Raw genomic sequence first — 15,308 nt, 5'->3', positions numbered from 1 at the left:
TGACCGCCGCCCTCATCACAACCCCGACGGCCGCCCACGCCGCCACGAACACGGCGCAGGACCCGCTCACGGTGGGCGCGATTCAGGGCACCACCGCGAGATCCCCGTACGCCCCGGCCTCCGGCAACGGTTCGAGCAGCGCGAAATACCAGGTCCGGGGCGTGGTCACCCAGCTCGCCCGCTCGCACACCAGCGCCGGCCTCGAGCAGTACGGCTTCTTCCTGCAGAGCCGCAAGTCCGCCACCGACGGCGATCCGGCCAGCTCCGACGGCGTCTTCGTCTTCATGGGCACGTTCTCGACGCTGATCGGCGGCTACACCCCCAAGCCCGGCGACGAGATCACCGTGAGCGCCCGGGTCGCCGAATACTTCAACCTGACCCAGCTGACCAGCGCGGAATGGGTCACCACCCTGACCACGGGGCTCGACGTCGCCGCCGAGGTGCAGATCGACGACGCGATCCCGCCCGCCGACCGGGCCGCGGCCGACCTCTTCTGGGAGCAGCGCGAGGGCATGCAGCTGCGGGTGCGGGCCGGCTCGGGCGTCGTCTCGAACACCAAGACGTACGCGTCCACCGACGACGCCGAGGTGTGGCTGGTCGACCGCGACGATCCGGTGCTGAAGCGCCCCGACCCGTACGGGCGCAGGGTTTTCCGCGACGCCCACCCGCTCGACAAGGTGGCCGACGGGAACGGCAACCGGATCATGCTGGGTCCGATGGGGGTGAAGGCCGCGGCCGGCGACAGCTCGGTGCTGCTCCCGCCCGCCCGCACCTTCGACACCACCAGCGGCGACGCGGTCGGCGGGCTCTATTACGCGTTCAACAAGTACGGCATCCAGGTCGGCTCGGTCGCGTTCACGCGCGGCGCCGACCCGGCCGCGAACAACCCGCCCAGGCCCGCCGACCGGCAGCGTGAGCTCTCGATCGCCACGTTCAACGTCGAGAACCTGTACGACTTCCGCGACGACCCGAACGACGGCTGCGACTTCACCGGCAACAGCGGCTGCCCGGGAGTCGCCCCGCCGTTCGACTACGTGCCCGCCGGCCAGTCCGAATACGACGCCCGGCTCGGCCGGCTGGCCCGTCAGGTCGTGACCGGCCTGCACGCGCCCGACCTGATCCTCGTGCAAGAGGCGGAGGACCAGGACGTCTGCCGGGTCGTCGCGGCCGCGCTGAGCTGCGGGACGGCCGACAACGCGGACGGCAAGCCGGACACGCTGCAGGAGCTGGCGCTGACGATCGGCCGCACCGGCGGTCCCGCGTACGACGCCGCGTCCGACCGGGGCGGCGCCGACGCGCGGGGCATCGTCTCGGGCTTCCTCTATCGCACCGACCGGCTGTCGCTCGTCGCCGCCGACCAGATGTCGCTGCAGGTGGCCTATCGCGGGGCGCCGCTGCCGGGCAACACCGACGTCGCCAACCCGAAGGTGTTCAACGCCGTGCTGCCGGCCGACGTCGACCGGTCGACCGGGGTCGACGGCGCCAACGTCTACACGCGAGCCCCGCAGGTCGGGCTGTTCGAGGTGCGGGCCGCCCCCGGCTCGAACGACCGCTATCGGCTGTGGGCGATCAGCAACCACTTCCCGTCCGGACCGGAGACCCGGGTCGGGCAGCGGCGCGAGCAGGCGGCGTACGGGGCCGCGATCGCCGACGCCATCGAGGCCACCCACCCGTACGCGAGGGTGGTGTTCGGCGGCGACCTGAACGTGTTCCCGCGCCCCGACGACCCGGCCCCGGCCACGCCCGGCGACCAGCTCGGCCCCCTGTACGCGACGGGGCTGCACAACCTGTGGGACGACCTGGTCGCCGAGGCCCCGAGCGCGGCGTATTCGTACGTCTTCGAGGGCCAGGCGCAGACGCTCGACCAGTTGTTCGTCAACGACGCGCTGCACGGTGACCTGATCCAGATGCGCTCGGCCCACCTCAACGCCGACCACCCGGACGGCGAGAGCGACCACGATCCGCAGGTGGCGCGCTTCCAGTCACGGGCCGGACTGACGGTCGGGGACGCGAGCGTGGTCGAGGGCAACTCGGGCCGCACACCGCTGATCTTCCCGGTCACGTTGACCCGGCCGATGAGCCAGGCGCTGACGGTCTGCGCGGTCACCGTGCCGGGCACAACCACCCTGCCGTACGCGGATTACGACCCGTATCTGGGCTGCCGGACCATCCCCGCCGGCGGCGTCAGGGTCGAGTTCCCGGTTCAGGTGCGCGGTGACCGGCTGCGCGAGCACGACGAGCGGCTCACCCTGGAGGTGACCGCCCTGTCGGCCGTACGGGTGGTGGACGGCCGCGGAACCGGGACCATCCTCAACGACGACTAGGTCAGTAGCGGTCGCGCAGCAGGCGGGCGGCCTCGGTGGCCCAGTACGTCAGGGTGATCTGCGCGCCCGCCCGCTTGATCGACGTGAGCGTCTCGAGCATGACCCGCTCGCGGTCGATCCAGCCGTTGCGGGCCGCCGCCTCGACCATCGCGTATTCGCCGGAGACCTGATAAGCCGCCACGGGGATGGTGACCCGCTCGCGGATGGCGGCGATCACGTCGAGGTAGGGCAGGGCCGGCTTGACCATGACGATGTCCGCGCCTTCGGCCACGTCGAGGTCGACCTCGCGCAGCGCCTCGCGCAGGTTCGGCGGGTCCTGCTGGTATTGCCGGCGGTCACCCTCCAGGGTCGACTCGACGGCCTCGCGGAACGGGCCGTAGAACGCGCCCGCGTATTTCGCCGAGTAGGCCAGCACCGAGACGTCCTGATAGCCCGCTTTGTCCAAAGCACGCCGGATGACACCGATCTGACCGTCCATCATGCCCGACGGCCCCACCATGTGGGCTCCGGCGTCGGCTTGGGCGATGGCCATCTTGGCGTAGATCTCCAAGGTGGCGTCGTTGTCGACCGAGCCGTCCTCTGCGAGCACCCCGCAGTGCCCGTGCGAGGTGAACTCGTCGAGGCACAAGTCGCCCATCACGACCGTCGAGTCCCCGACCTCGGAGACGAGGTCGCGGAGGCCGACGTTGAGGATGCCCTCGGGGTCGAGACCGGCCGAGCCCGTCGCGTCCTTGTTGTCGTTGTCAGGTACGCCGAAGAGCATCAGGCCGCCGACCCCCGCCGCGACCGCCTCGTGGGCAGCCTTGCGCAACGAATCCCGCGAGTGCTGCATGACACCGGGCAGCGAGCTGATCTCGCGCGGCTCGGTCAGCCCTTCGCGCAGGAAGAGCGGCAGCACGAACTCGGCCGGCGCCAGCCTGGTCTCTTCGACCAGGCGGCGCATGGCCGGGCTGCGGCGGAGACGGCGCGGACGGACATCGGGAAACATCTGATCCCCTAGCGGAAGCGGAGTGCCGTGGGTCCCTGGACCTTCGAGCCGCGACGCTGCTTGGCCGGCATGGCGGCCAGCTTCTCGCGCAGCTCCACCGCGTACGACGCCAGCGCCTCGACCAGATCCGGCACCGAGGCGTGCTGGGGCTGGACGTCGACGCGCAGGCCGAACTCGGTGGCCGTCTCGGCGGTCTTGGGTCCGATCACCGCGACGACCGTGCGGGCGTGCGGCTTGCCGGCGATGCCGACCAGGTTGCGTACGGTGCTGGACGAGGTGAAGAGCACCGCGTCGAAGCCACCCGACTTGATCGCGTCGCGGATCTCGGCCGGCGGCGGCGCGGCCCGGACCGTCCGGTATGCGGTCACGTCGTCCACCTCCCAGCCCCGCTCGATCAGGCCGGCGGCCAGCGTCTCGGTGGCGATGTCGGCCCGGGGCAGCAGCACCCGGCCGACCGGGTCGAGGATCTCGTCGTGCGGCGAGAACTCGGCCAGCAGGCCCTCGCTCGACTGCTCGCCCTGGGGCAGCAGCTCGGGCTGGATGCCGAAGGCGCGGACGGCGTCGGCCGTGGCCTCGCCGATGCAGGCGATCTTGACGCCGCCGAAGTGCCGGGCGTCGAGACCGTGCTCGTCGAACTTCTCCCAGACCGCGCGGACGGCGTTGACCGAGGTGAAGACGACCCAGGCGTACCGGCCGTCGACCAGGCCCTTGACCGCGCGCTCCATCTGGGCCGGGGTGCGCGGCGGCTCGACCGCGATGGTCGGCACCTCGCACGGGATCGCGCCGTAGGCCCGCAGCCGGGCGCTCATCGCGCCGGCCTGCTCCTTGGTCCGCGGCACCAGCACCTTCCAGCCGTACAGCGGGCGGTTCTCCCACCAGCTCATGGTGTCGCGCTCGGCGACATCGGTGCCGACGGTGAGCACCACGCGGCCGGTGAAGCCGAGCGCGGCGGCCACGAAGCTGTCGACCGTCGAGGTCGTCGTGTACTGCGTCTCGCCGGTGCCGTCGCCGGTCACCGCGACCGGGATGCCCGGCTCGACGCCCGCGGCCAGCAGGCCGTCACGCACGGCGGCCAGGTCGCCGGCGTCGACCGCGACCGCGAACGAGCCCTTGAGGGCCGCGGCGGCCAGCGCGTCGAAGTCGAGCGCGGACACGTCGCCGACGTCGGCCGTGACGCGCACGCCGGGCAGCGGAACCCCCGCGTACGTGGCCACGCCCTCGGCCTGACCCAGGCCGGGCACGACCTCGAAGTGCACCGCGGTGCGCGCGACCGCCTGCACCTCCTTGACGACGGCCTCGTGCCCGAACGGGTCGCCGGCCACGAGGTGCACGGCGGACAGGCCGGACTTGGCCGCGGAGAGCAGCACCTTGGCGACGTCGCCGGGCGCTCCCTCGGCCGGGCTGAACTGGGCGTCCGCCTTGGCCTCGGCCCGGATGGCGGTCAGCAGGGACTCGGGCACTCCACGGTCGTAGACCACCTGGTCGGCCTCGGTGAGCGCGGCGTGCGCGCGGCGGGTCAGCAGTTCCGGGTCGCCGGGTCCGGCGCCGACGAACGCGATGCGTCCTGCTGGCTTGCGGGCGGTGCGGGTGGTCATTCTGTGCTCCCGATCAGGGTGTCGGCGCCGGCGTCGAGGAGATCGGCGGCGAGCGCCTTGCCGATCTCCGCCGCGTCGGCGGGCGTTCCGGTGCGCGACAGCCGGATGGCTCGAACCCCATCCGGGCTGATCACCGCACCGCGCAGGTAAATCTCGTCGCCGTCCTCGCCCTCGGCGAGTTCGGCGTGTGCCGCAACCGGGGCGGAGCACCCGGCCTCGAGCGTGGCGAGCATCGCCCGTTCCGCCGTGACGGCGGCCCGGGACGGTGCGTGGTCGAGCGCGGCCAGCAGTTCGACCAGGTCTGCGTCGTCGGCCCGGCACTCCACGGCCAGCGCGCCCTGGGCGGGGGCGGGCAGCATGAGCATCGGGTCGAGCGTTTCTGCGATCTCGGCGGCCCTGCCGATTCGCACCACGCCGGCCCGGGCGAGAACGACGGCATCCAGATCGGCCTCGGGTCCGTGAACCCGGGCGATCCGGCTGTCGATGTTTCCGCGGATCGGCGTGACCTGCAACTCTAGGCCCAAAGCATGCAATTGCGCGATTCGGCGCACCGCGCCGGTTCCGATCACGGAGCCGGGCGGGAGCTCGGCCAGCTTCTGGCCGCCCTTCGCGATCAGCACGTCACGCGGGTCCTCGCGGGCGGGGATGGCCGCGATGTGCAGCCCCGGGTGGGCGGCGGTGGGCAGGTCCTTGTAGGAGTGCACGGCGAAATCGATCTCGCCGGCGAGCAGCGCGTCGCGCAGCGCGGAGACGAAGACACCCACCCCGAGCTGGGCCACCGGGGCCGACGAGCGGTCACCCGTCGTGACGATCCGCACCAGCTCGACCGGGCGGCCGGTGGCCGCGGTGAGCGCGTCGGCCGTCAGCTGCGACTGGGCCAGAGCCAGCGTGCTGCCCCGCGTACCGAGGCGAAGGGGGGTCGTCACGCCTGTCCTCCGATCTCAGGAACCGCGTTGGCGGGTGTGGCATGGGGCACGTCCAGGTCGAACAGCTCGCGCAGCAGCGCGGCGTACTGATCACCACCGGGCTCGGCGGCCAGCTGGCGCACCCGCACCGTCGGCGAGTGCAGCAACTGCTGGACGACGCGATGCAGCGTACGGGAAACGTCGGCCCGTTGCTCCTCGGTGAATTCCGACCGGCGCGAATAGAGCTTGCGCAGCTCGGCGCTCACGACGTCCTCGGCCCGGGTGCGCAGCGCGGCCACGGTCGGCGCGATGTCGGCGCCGCGCAGCCAGCCCAGGAAGTGATCAACCTCGCTGGTGACGATCTGCTCGACGGCGGCGGTCTCGGCCGCGGCCGGCATCGACCGGCGGGTCGAGGCCAGGCTGTCGATGTCGATCACGGTCACGCCGGGAACGTCGGTCACGTCGGCGGCCACGTCGCGCGGGACGGCCAGGTCGAGCACGACCAGCGGCGCGGCGGCCTCGAGGCGGGCCCGGGTGAGCACCGGCTCGGTCGACGCGGTGGCCGAGACGACCAGGTCGGCCTCGCGCAGGGCGGCGTCCAGCTCGTCGTAGGGAACGGCCACGGCCCCGTACGCCTCGGCCAGCCGCTCGGCCCGCGCGGCGCTCCGGTTCGTGATCCGCAGCGGCCCGACCCCGGCCCGGGTCAGCGTGGCGACGGAGAGCGCGCCCATCGCGCCCGCGCCGATCACCAGCGCGCGCCGGCCGGTGAGATCGCCCAGCTCGCCCTCGGCCACGTCGAGCGCGGCGGTGACGACGCTCTGCCCGGCCCGGTCGATCCCGGTCTCGGAGTGCGCCCGCTTGCCGACCCGCAGGGCCTGCTGCATCAGCTCGTGCAGCAGCCGGCCGGCCGTGTCGGCCTCGGTGGCCGCGTGATACGCGTCGCGCAGCTGGCCCAGGATCTGGGACTCGCCCACCACCATGGAGTCGAGGCCGCTGGAGACCTTGAACGAGTGCAGCACCGCCGCCTCGTCGTAGTGCACATACAGGTGGCCGGCGAGGTCGGTGGCCGGGATGCCGGACACCTCGGACAGCACGTTGCAGATGTCGCCGAGGCCGCCGTGGAACGTGTTGACCGCGGCGTAGATCTCGACCCGGTTGCACGTGGAGAGGACGACCGCCTCCCCCACGAACGGCTGGGCGACCAGTTTCTCCAGCACGCCGGGGACCGCGTCGTCGGCGATGACGATGCGTTCGAGCGTGGCGACGTCGGCGGTGCGATAGGACGCACCGACGCTGAGGAGATTCACGACCCGACCGCCTCCTGGTTGCCCGCCGCCGCGGCGGAGCGGCCGCCCGGCAGCGCGGTCAGCGATGCCTTGCGGTGTTCGTGGAAAGAGAGAATCTGCAGCTCGATGGCCAGGTCGACCTTGCGCACGTCGACGTTGGCCGGAACCGAGAGCACGCACGGGGCGAAGTTGAGAATGCTGGTGACGCCCGCGTCGACCAGCACGTCGGCCACGGCCTGGGCGGCCCGGGCCGGGGTGGCGATGACGCCGATCGCGATGTTCTCCTCGACGGCGACGCGGCCCAGCTCCTCGATGTGCCTGACGACGAGGCCCTGGATCTGCTCGCCGACCTTGGCCTCGTCGGCGTCGAAGAGCGCGACGATCTTGAAGCCGCGGCTGGCGAACCCGTCGTAGCCGGCCAGCGCGTGGCCGAGGTTACCCAGGCCGACCAGGCAGACCGCCCGGCGCTGGTCGAGACCGAGCACGTACTCGATCTGCTCGATCAGCAGGGTCACGTCGTAACCGACGCCACGGGTTCCGTACGACCCCAGGTGGGAAAGATCTTTGCGGAGCTTCGCCGAGTTGACCCCGGCCGCCGCGGCCAGGCCCTCGCTCGAGATCGTGTCCGCCCCGCCCTCGCCCAGGTTGTGCAGGGCGCGCAGGTATTCGGGCAGCCGGGCAATGGTGGCCTCCGGCAGATCCGGGAAGGCCGACACTGCGCCGGCTCGGTCGCCTGGGGCATTACCGGGCGTGACTCCGTGACGCTGCTGGCTCATCTGACTCCGTGCCGACGAGGTTGCGAACCTGTGGAACCCCCGGGCGCCTGGATCAACCGGCTGTGCTACCGGGGTTCTTCGGCATGAAGACTAGGCGCTTGTGAAGGCGTGCACAAATCGCGATCTTGGTAGTGCGGGTGGACAAAGATCATCTGGCGTGATAATGACCCGAACCGTTGAAGTATGCCCGGTTCGCCCCTCCACCGACCACCCTGCTACAGCGTACGGGCGATCGCGACCGCTTCGACCAGAGTGTCCGCGACCGGACGACCCGACTCCCGCAGCCGCGACGGGTCGGTGAAGCCCCCGGTGTAGAGCACGATCTCGCCCCCCACGGCGTCGGCCGCGGCCGCGTCGTCCAGCGAGTCGCCGATCAGCACGACCTGGTCGCCGGTCAGGCCCAGCGCGGCGAGGTGCTCGGCCAGGTGGCCCGCCTTGAGGTGCCCGCCGATCTCGGTGCGCAGCCCGTCGACCCGGGTGAAGACCCCGGCCAGCCCGTACGTCTCGATGGCCGGCACCAGTTCCGAGTGGAACCACATGGAGAGCAGCGACTGCGAGCCCGGCCACTCCTTGAGCGCGGCCGACGCGTCCGCGGCCAGTGCCATGTCGGTCAGGCCGAGCCGGTACGCGTCGTGGAAGATCCGGTCGAGCCGGCCGAACTCCTCCTCGTCGACCGCGCGCCCGAGGATCTCGGCATAGAACTCGGCGACCGGCCGGCGGAACCGGCTGCGATGCTCGTCGGCGTCGACCAGGCGCCCGCCGACCGCGGTGAACGCCTCGTTCGTGGACGAGACCACCAGGCTGAGGTCGTCGAGCAGGGTGCCGTTCCAGTCCCAGACAAGATGAGTGCGCGCCACGGCGAACAACCTACAGGCGGGGCGCCCCGGGTGGTTTCGCCAGATCCCGGAGCAGCCGGGCCTCCTCGACCCGCCAGTAGCCGTGCTCGGCGCCGTCGAGCAGCACGACCGGCACCCGGTCGCCGAAGTCGCGCTCCAGCTCGATCGACGAGTCGACGTCGACGCGCTCCCACTGGCCGGGCAGGATTCGCTCGAGCACCGCCTCGGCGTCCTGGCACAGGTGGCAGCCCTCGCGGCTGATCAATGTCACGCGACTCAATGCAGCTCCCTCTTGCGCACCTTGCCGGTCGCCGAGTGGGGAAGCTCACGCACCAGCTCGACTGTCGGCAGCTTGAACCGCGCGAGCTGCGCGGCGCAGAAGACCTGCAGCTCGGCGGGGGTGGGCGGCGGATCGATGGCGGCCACGACGAACGCGTGCGGCCGCTGCCCGGCGTCGTGGTCGGGCACGCCGACCACTGCCGACTCGGCGACCCCGGGATGCGCGCCCAGCACCCGCTCGATCTCGGCCGGATAGACGTTGAAGCCGTGCACCAGGATCAGCTCGTCGATCCGGTCGACCAGGTGCAGGTCGCCGTCGCCGTCCGCGTAGGCCACGTCGCCGGTGGCCCACCAGCCGTCGGCGCCGGGCCCGTCGTGCCCGTCCGGCCAGTAGCCGGAGAACAGGTTGGCCCCGCGCACCACGATCTCGCCCGGGTCGGTGCCGGCCACGTCCTCGACGGAGAGGTCGAGCTCGGCCAGATCGTCGTCGGGCGAGGCGGTGCCGTCCTCCCAGAGCACCTGCCCGGCCGCCGAGCGCAGCCGCAGCGAGATCCCGGGCAGCGGCCGGCCGATCGAGCCGGGCTTGCCGCGGTCGCTGACGGCGGTGGTGGTCAGCACGGGCGCGGTCTCGGTCAGCCCGTAGCCGACCAGGATGCTCTTGCCGGTGGCGGCGCCGAACCGGGCCATCTCGTCGGGCACGAGCGGCGCCGCCCCGCACACGGCGGTCCGCACGCTGCGCAGCGCCATCTTCACGCTCGGCTGCCGCGACCAGGCCGAATACATGCCCGGCACGCCTACCACCACGGTCACCGCGCGCTCGGCGATCACCGACAGGGAGGCGGCCGCGTCGAACCGGTCGATCAGCACGCCGGTCGCCGCGTGGTGGGCGACGCTGCCGAGGCCGGTGTTCAACCCGTACGCGTGAAACATGGGCACGGCCAGCAGCACGACGTCGTCCGGGCCCACGACGGGCGGGGCGATCGCGTCGAGCTGGTCGTGGTTGGCGGCCAGCGCGGCGTGCGTGAGCATCGCGCCCTTGGGCCGCCCGCTGGTGCCCGACGTGTAGAGCAGCACGGCGAGGTCGGTCGCCGACACGTGCGGCAACTCTCCGCCCGGCTCCTCGTCGAGAGCAAAGCTTGCCCGTACGCGGGGAGGGCCGGACCCGCCTGCCGAGTCGCCGACGATCAGGGCCGCTCCCGAGTCGGCGATCGCGTAGTCGAGCTCGTCGGCCGTGTAACCAGGGTTGAGCGGCACGGCGACACGCCCCGCCCGCAGGACCCCGAAGAAAGTCACCGCGAACTCGATCGAGTTGCCGAGGACGATCGCGACCCGCTCGCCCGGGGGCACGAGAGCGGCCACCCGGTGCGCGGCGGCGGTGACCCGCTGGTCGACGTCGGCCCAGGTCAACTCGGCATCGGTGGTGATCAGGGCCAGGCCTTGGGGCCGGCGCGCGGCGGCCCCGGCGACCGGGTCGCGGGCTGCTTCGTCCACGAGGCAGAAGTCTGGCACAAACATCCACGGAAGTGGACGGCGGACAGGCTGTCCGTCGCGCGGACACCCGTCTCGGTCATCGTGGCAGACGTTCCTTGTGTCTTGTCTGCGCCACTTCGTACTATTTTCGCGCAGCGCACACGGAGTGCGACTCCGTGTGTTCGGTGTCCGTGATACTTCGCGTCTGAGTAACGGACTCCACAGCCATGGGTGAGGTTGGTCTGCCGAAATGCGGGCCACTTCACCCGTTTTGCTATGAGTTGTCACCCCTCATCCCGAGGAGGCCGCTGTGCCGCAAGCACGAAAAACCTGCGAATCCCAGTCTGGCGGGACGGATACGCAGCCGGAGCAGAGCCGCCGGGTCGAGGAGGCGCAGTGAGTCATGTTTACGCCGGGGATTCGTACCGCCCCTCTCTAGCCGACATGGTCGTCAACACCATCCGTGGTGACGGTCCCAAGCGCACCCGCAACCGCCCGCACGTCAACGAGTCGCCGGGTCAGCGGATGCCCCCGACCGGCAACGCCAAGCCGATGGCCGGGGGCGGCCGGGTGGCCGTGCCCGGACGTCCCCCGATGCCCGCTCAGCCGACCGCCGGTCAGCGCAGCAACCTGCCCGAGGCGCCGGCCGGCGAGCAGACCGTCGTCGTGCCCGCGCAGAGCACGACCGGGCCGCAGCGCGACGCCGAGCCGCCGAAGTATCCGGCCCGCCCCGACCCGGGTGACGCCGCCGCCGAGGTGTGGGCGCTGGTCGAACGGGCCCAGGCCGGCGAGGCCGAGGCGTTCGGGCTGATCTACGACCGGTACGTCGACACGGTGTTCCGCTTCGTCTACTTCCGGGTCGGCAACCGCCAGCTCGCCGAGGACCTGACGTCGGACACCTTCCTGCGCGCGCTCAAGCGGATCGGCAGCTTCACCTGGCAGGGCCGCGACCTCGGGGCCTGGCTGGTCACGATCGCCCGCAACCTGGTCGCCGACCACTTCAAGTCGGGCCGGTACCGCCTCGAGGTGACGACCGGCGACGTGCTCGACGCCGACCGCGAGGCGCGGGGGCCGGAGGGCAGCCCGGAGTCGTCGGTGGTCGACCACATCACCAACGTCGCCCTGCTCACCGCGGTCAAGCAGCTCAACCCGGAGCAGCAGGAGTGCATCGTGCTGCGGTTCCTGCAGGGCTTCTCGGTGGCCGAGACCGCGCAGACGATGGGCAAGAACGAGGGCGCGATCAAGGCGCTGCAGTATCGAGCCGTCCGCGCTCTGGCCCGTCTCCTGCCCGACGGATTCCAAGCGTGACGCGGCCCTCCCATACCCGATACCGGCCGATGTCCCCCGTAACCGGGGACGCGTGTCGCGCGTTTGTCCGAGTGCGACCCCGGGCGGCACTGTCGGCCCCCGGCATCGTCGCGACCGCCGGCGATGCTGCCGGCGAGACATTCACGAGCGAGGGGAGGTGCCCGTGGTGAGATTCGACTTTCTGGACCGGCGGAGCGCCGAGCGCTTCGCGGAGCTTCTCGACGAGACCACCGGCGGCCCCCGGCACCACAGCCGGGGCGCGGCCGATGAGCAGCTCGCCGAGCTGGTGGCCATCGGCAACAGCCTGTCCACGGCACGGCCCGGCGCCCGGGTCGATCCCGAGTTCCGCACCGGGCTGAGGGCGATGCTGGTCGCCACGGCCGAGCGGGACGGCATCGGCCGCACCGCCGTCGCCGCCGTCGACGAGCCCGCTACCGCCATCCAGCCCGCCACGGCCCGCGCCGGTCGGCTCGGGCACGGACTGCTCGGCCACGGCGGCCGCATCCGGGCCCGCGGCGCGATCGTCATCGGGGTCGCCGCGGGCGCCCTAGCGGTCTCCGGCATCTCCGCGGCCAGCGAGAACGCGTCACCGGGCGACGCCCTGTACGGGGTCAAGCGCTCGACCGAACGGGCCCAGCTGGCGATGGCCGGCTCGGACGTCACGCGGGGCCAGCTGTCGCTGGACTTCGCCCGCAACCGGCTCACCGAGGCGGTCGCGATGAAGGGCGACGACATCGAGTTCCCCGGGGTGCTCGACGACATGGACGCCGACACCCGCAAGGGCGTCAAGCTGCTGACCACGTCGGCGGTCGCCCGCAAGGACATCAAGCCGCTGGCCACCGTCGACTCGTTCGCCGACCAGCAGCGCCAGACGCTGAGCCCCGCGCTGACCCGGCTCTCGTCGGCCAACCAGGAGCGGGCGCTGAAGTCGATCGCGCTGCTCGACTCGGTCAACGATCGCGCGGAGTCCCTGCGTACGGGCTTGGCCTGTGACAACGTCACCGCGGCGGGCACCGACGGGCTCGGGCCCAAGCTGAAGGGCTGCGCGGCCGGCGCCGACGACAGCGACCAGGCCACGGCGAAGCCGTCCGGCCACGGCGGCAAGACCCCCACCCGTCCCGGCGGCAGCAGCAAGGCCGGCCCGACGACGGAACCGCGGCAGAGCGACCCGGCCGTCGCGCCGACCGCCACGACGAGCCCGAAGGTCAAGGGGCAGCGCACCCAGACGAGCGCTCCGACCCTGCCGCCCGGTGGCACGCCGATGCAGTCGACCTCGCCGCCCGACGAGATCCTGCCGCAGCAGGATGTCGCGCCGGACGACCCGCTGGGCGGGCTGCTCGACGGCATCTTCGGGGGCAACTGACAGCACAAGCAGCAGACATGGCGAGGGGCGTTGCCGGGAGTTACCGGCTCCGCCCCTCACTTGTCACTATAGGCGCACAGGTCGTCACGATCCAGTGACTATCGGTCACAACCCGAAGGCGTCCGGCCGTTTCTCGAGCAACTCCAGCAACGTGGCCTGGATCGTCTCGCGCACCTGGTCGGCCAGGTTGTAGACCACCATCGGGTCGTCGGCCAGGTCGGTCAGGTGCTCGGTCGGGATCGGCGGGCAGAACTGGATGAGCCACTTGCTCGGCAGCGGCACGAGGCCCAGCGGGCCGAGCCACGGGAACGTCGGCGTGACCGGGAAATAGGGCACGCCGAGCAGCCGGGCCAGCGGCTTGATGTCGGCCAGGATCGGATAGATCTCCTCGGCGCCGACGATCGCCACCGGGACGATCGGGGTGCCGGTGCGCAGCGCGGCCGAGACGAACCCGCCCCGCCCGAACCGCTGCAGCTTGTAACGGTCGGCGAAGCGCTTGCCGATGCCCTTGAAGCCCTCGGGGAACACGCCGACCAGCTCGCCCGTGCTCATCAGGCGCTCGGCGTCGGGGTTGCAGGCCACGGTGGCGCCCGACTTGCGGGCCAGCTCGCTCACTACGGGCATGCGGAACACCAGGTCGGCGCCGAGCAGCCGCAGATGCCGCTCCTCGGGGTGCTGGTCGCGGATCGCCACGCCCAGCATCAGCGCGTCGAGCGCGAACGTGCCCGAGTGATTGGCCACGACCAGGCCGCCGCCCTTGGCCGGCACGTTCTCGATGCCGAAGACCTCGGTGCGGAACCAGTCGTGGTGCAGCACCCGCAGCAGGGGCTGGAAGACGGCGTCGTTGAGCTCACGGTCGAAGCCGAACTCGTCGACCTCGTAACCGCCGGTGAGCCGTCGCCGCAGGAAGGCCAGGCCGCGGGCCACCCGCTGGTCCCAGACGTCGAGGACGTCGGCCTCGGGCTCGGGCGCGGGGGTGTGGTGACCGTTCCCGTTCATCGACGGCACCTCCGGGATCGGGCGCCGGCCGTTGACCCGCACCGGCTCGGCCGGCTGGGGCAGCGTGAAGTCGGCCTGCCCCGGAAGCATGCCGCGAAACTCGTCCTGACTCAACGCCGGTCACCCCCGGCGTTCGCGCCGGAGCGCACCCGGCGGATCCCCTCGAGGATCGCTTTCTCGGCCGCGGCGACCCGGTCGGCGGTCAAAGACGAGCCGTTGGCGTGGCCTCGGATGAAGTCGTCGAAGGCCTCGGCCGTCGTGCGCGGCGTGAACCCGAACTCGCGGACCAGGCTGGTCGTGTCGACCACGCGGCCGTGCACGAACAGGTCGATCTGGTCGAAGCCGATCTGGCCGATGCCCACGTTGCGGGCGACCCCGGCCAGGGTCGAGAGCGTGCCCTCGGGCAGCGGCACCGAGATGCGCCCGGCCCGGCGGATGGCCTGGGAGAGCGCCAGAATGCCGGCGCCGGCCACGTTGAACGTGCCGGAGTGCTCCTCGACGATCGAGCGGTGCAGGATCTCGAGGGCGTCGTCGACGTGCACGAACTGGAGCCGCGCGTCACGGCCGAGCACGGTCGGCACGACCGGCTGAGCGAAGTATCGCGTCAGCGTCGTGTCGGCCGTCGAGCTGATGAAGGGCGCGAAGCGCAGCACGGTGGCCGCCACCTCGGGCCGGCGCCGCCGGAAGCCGCGCACGTAACCCTCGATGTCGAGGATGTCGCGCGCGAACGAGCCGCGCGGCACGGCCCGCGGCTCGGTGTCCTCGGTGAAGACGCCGGGGTCGCGGAACGACGCGCCGTAGGCGGCCGTGGACGAGCGCACGACGAGCTTGCGCAGCCGGGGTGCAGCCTGCGCGGCGGCGAGCAGCTGCATCGTGCCGATGACGTTCTGCTCTTTCATCGCGGCCCGGCCGTGCTGGGCGTCGGGCGCGCTGGTCACCGCGAGGTGCACGACGGCCTCGGCACCGAGGTCGGCGATGGCGCCGGACGCCGCGCGGGCGTCGGCCCGGATCAGCTCGACATCGGCCAGCAGCTCACGCAGAGCCGTGGGCGGTTCGTGCGGATCCAGGCCGACGACACGGTCGACCCGGGAATCTGCTGCGAGACGGGCGGCCACGCGGGCGCCGAGATAACGGCTGACTCCGGTGACCACGACGACGCTGGGCGGAGAGGTCACGACA

At 71.9% G+C, this 15,308-nt stretch carries 12 protein-coding genes and 1 pseudogene; 3 read left to right on the top strand and 10 right to left on the bottom strand.

Going from position 1 to position 15,308, the window contains the following annotated elements:
• Nucleotides 1-2: 2 nt before the first annotated feature.
• Nucleotides 3-2,324 (top strand): annotated as a pseudogene (locus JKJ07_RS10220) (lamin tail domain-containing protein); the annotation flags it as partial.
• A gap of 1 nt (nt 2,325) precedes the next feature.
• On the opposite strand, the gene hemB reads toward JKJ07_RS10220, so the two are convergent.
• From hemB to JKJ07_RS10180, 8 genes are all read right to left on the bottom strand, one after another.
• On the bottom strand, nt 2,326-3,312 hold the full coding sequence (gene hemB / locus JKJ07_RS10215; RefSeq protein WP_202991208.1) for a porphobilinogen synthase: 987 nt from the start codon (nt 3,310-3,312) through the stop codon (nt 2,326-2,328).
• A gap of 8 nt (nt 3,313-3,320) precedes the next feature.
• Nucleotides 3,321-4,907, bottom strand: coding sequence for a bifunctional uroporphyrinogen-III C-methyltransferase/uroporphyrinogen-III synthase (locus JKJ07_RS10210; protein WP_202991207.1), 1,587 nt, complete (start codon nt 4,905-4,907; stop codon nt 3,321-3,323).
• Nucleotides 4,904-5,833, bottom strand: a complete 930-nt coding sequence (gene hemC, locus JKJ07_RS10205) for a hydroxymethylbilane synthase (RefSeq protein WP_202991206.1) — start codon at nt 5,831-5,833, stop codon at nt 4,904-4,906. The genes JKJ07_RS10210 and hemC overlap by 4 nt, the downstream gene beginning before the upstream one ends.
• A complete protein-coding gene (locus JKJ07_RS10200) occupies nt 5,830-7,119 on the bottom strand; it encodes a glutamyl-tRNA reductase (RefSeq protein WP_202991205.1) in 1,290 nt (429 codons plus the stop codon). Before JKJ07_RS10200 ends, hemC begins: the two co-directional genes overlap by 4 nt.
• Entirely contained in the window at nt 7,116-7,874 is a 759-nt protein-coding gene (locus JKJ07_RS10195; RefSeq protein WP_202991204.1) for a redox-sensing transcriptional repressor Rex, read from the bottom strand. Before JKJ07_RS10195 ends, JKJ07_RS10200 begins: the two co-directional genes overlap by 4 nt.
• Before the next feature lie 215 nt (nt 7,875-8,089).
• Nucleotides 8,090-8,731: an HAD family hydrolase gene (locus tag JKJ07_RS10190; RefSeq protein ID WP_202991203.1), complete on the bottom strand. Its 642-nt coding sequence runs from the start codon at nt 8,729-8,731 to the stop codon at nt 8,090-8,092.
• A 10-nt stretch (nt 8,732-8,741) separates the two neighbouring features.
• Entirely contained in the window at nt 8,742-8,990 is a 249-nt protein-coding gene (locus JKJ07_RS10185) for a glutaredoxin family protein (RefSeq protein WP_202991202.1), read from the bottom strand.
• Nucleotides 8,987-10,480, bottom strand: coding sequence for an AMP-binding protein (locus JKJ07_RS10180; protein WP_307834201.1), 1,494 nt, complete (start codon nt 10,478-10,480; stop codon nt 8,987-8,989). Before JKJ07_RS10180 ends, JKJ07_RS10185 begins: the two co-directional genes overlap by 4 nt.
• A 423-nt stretch (nt 10,481-10,903) precedes the next feature.
• On the opposite strand from JKJ07_RS10180, the gene JKJ07_RS10175 reads away from it, so the two are divergent.
• Nucleotides 10,904-11,767, top strand: a complete 864-nt coding sequence (locus tag JKJ07_RS10175) for an ECF subfamily RNA polymerase sigma factor, BldN family (protein ID WP_202991792.1) — start codon at nt 10,904-10,906, stop codon at nt 11,765-11,767.
• A 166-nt stretch (nt 11,768-11,933) separates the two neighbouring features.
• Nucleotides 11,934-13,130 carry a DUF5667 domain-containing protein gene (locus JKJ07_RS10170; protein WP_307834200.1) on the top strand — a complete coding sequence of 399 codons (1,197 nt, stop codon included), beginning with the start codon at nt 11,934-11,936 and terminating at the stop codon, nt 13,128-13,130.
• A 105-nt stretch (nt 13,131-13,235) separates the two neighbouring features.
• Here JKJ07_RS10170 and JKJ07_RS10165 read toward each other — a convergent pair whose 3' ends face one another.
• Entirely contained in the window at nt 13,236-14,243 is a 1,008-nt protein-coding gene (locus JKJ07_RS10165; protein WP_202991200.1) for a lysophospholipid acyltransferase family protein, read from the bottom strand.
• Nucleotides 14,240-15,304 (bottom strand): NAD-dependent epimerase/dehydratase family protein, encoded by a 1,065-nt coding sequence (locus tag JKJ07_RS10160; protein WP_202991199.1) that lies wholly within the window; start codon nt 15,302-15,304, stop codon nt 14,240-14,242. Before JKJ07_RS10160 ends, JKJ07_RS10165 begins: the two co-directional genes overlap by 4 nt.
• Nucleotides 15,305-15,308: the final 4 nt, after the last annotated feature.

Source organism: Paractinoplanes lichenicola (assembly GCF_016785085.1).
Classification (GTDB): domain Bacteria; phylum Actinomycetota; class Actinomycetes; order Mycobacteriales; family Micromonosporaceae; genus Actinoplanes; species Actinoplanes lichenicola.
The sequence above is the reverse complement of the archived record's forward strand: the minus strand, read 5'-3'. Positions and strand labels throughout refer to the sequence as shown.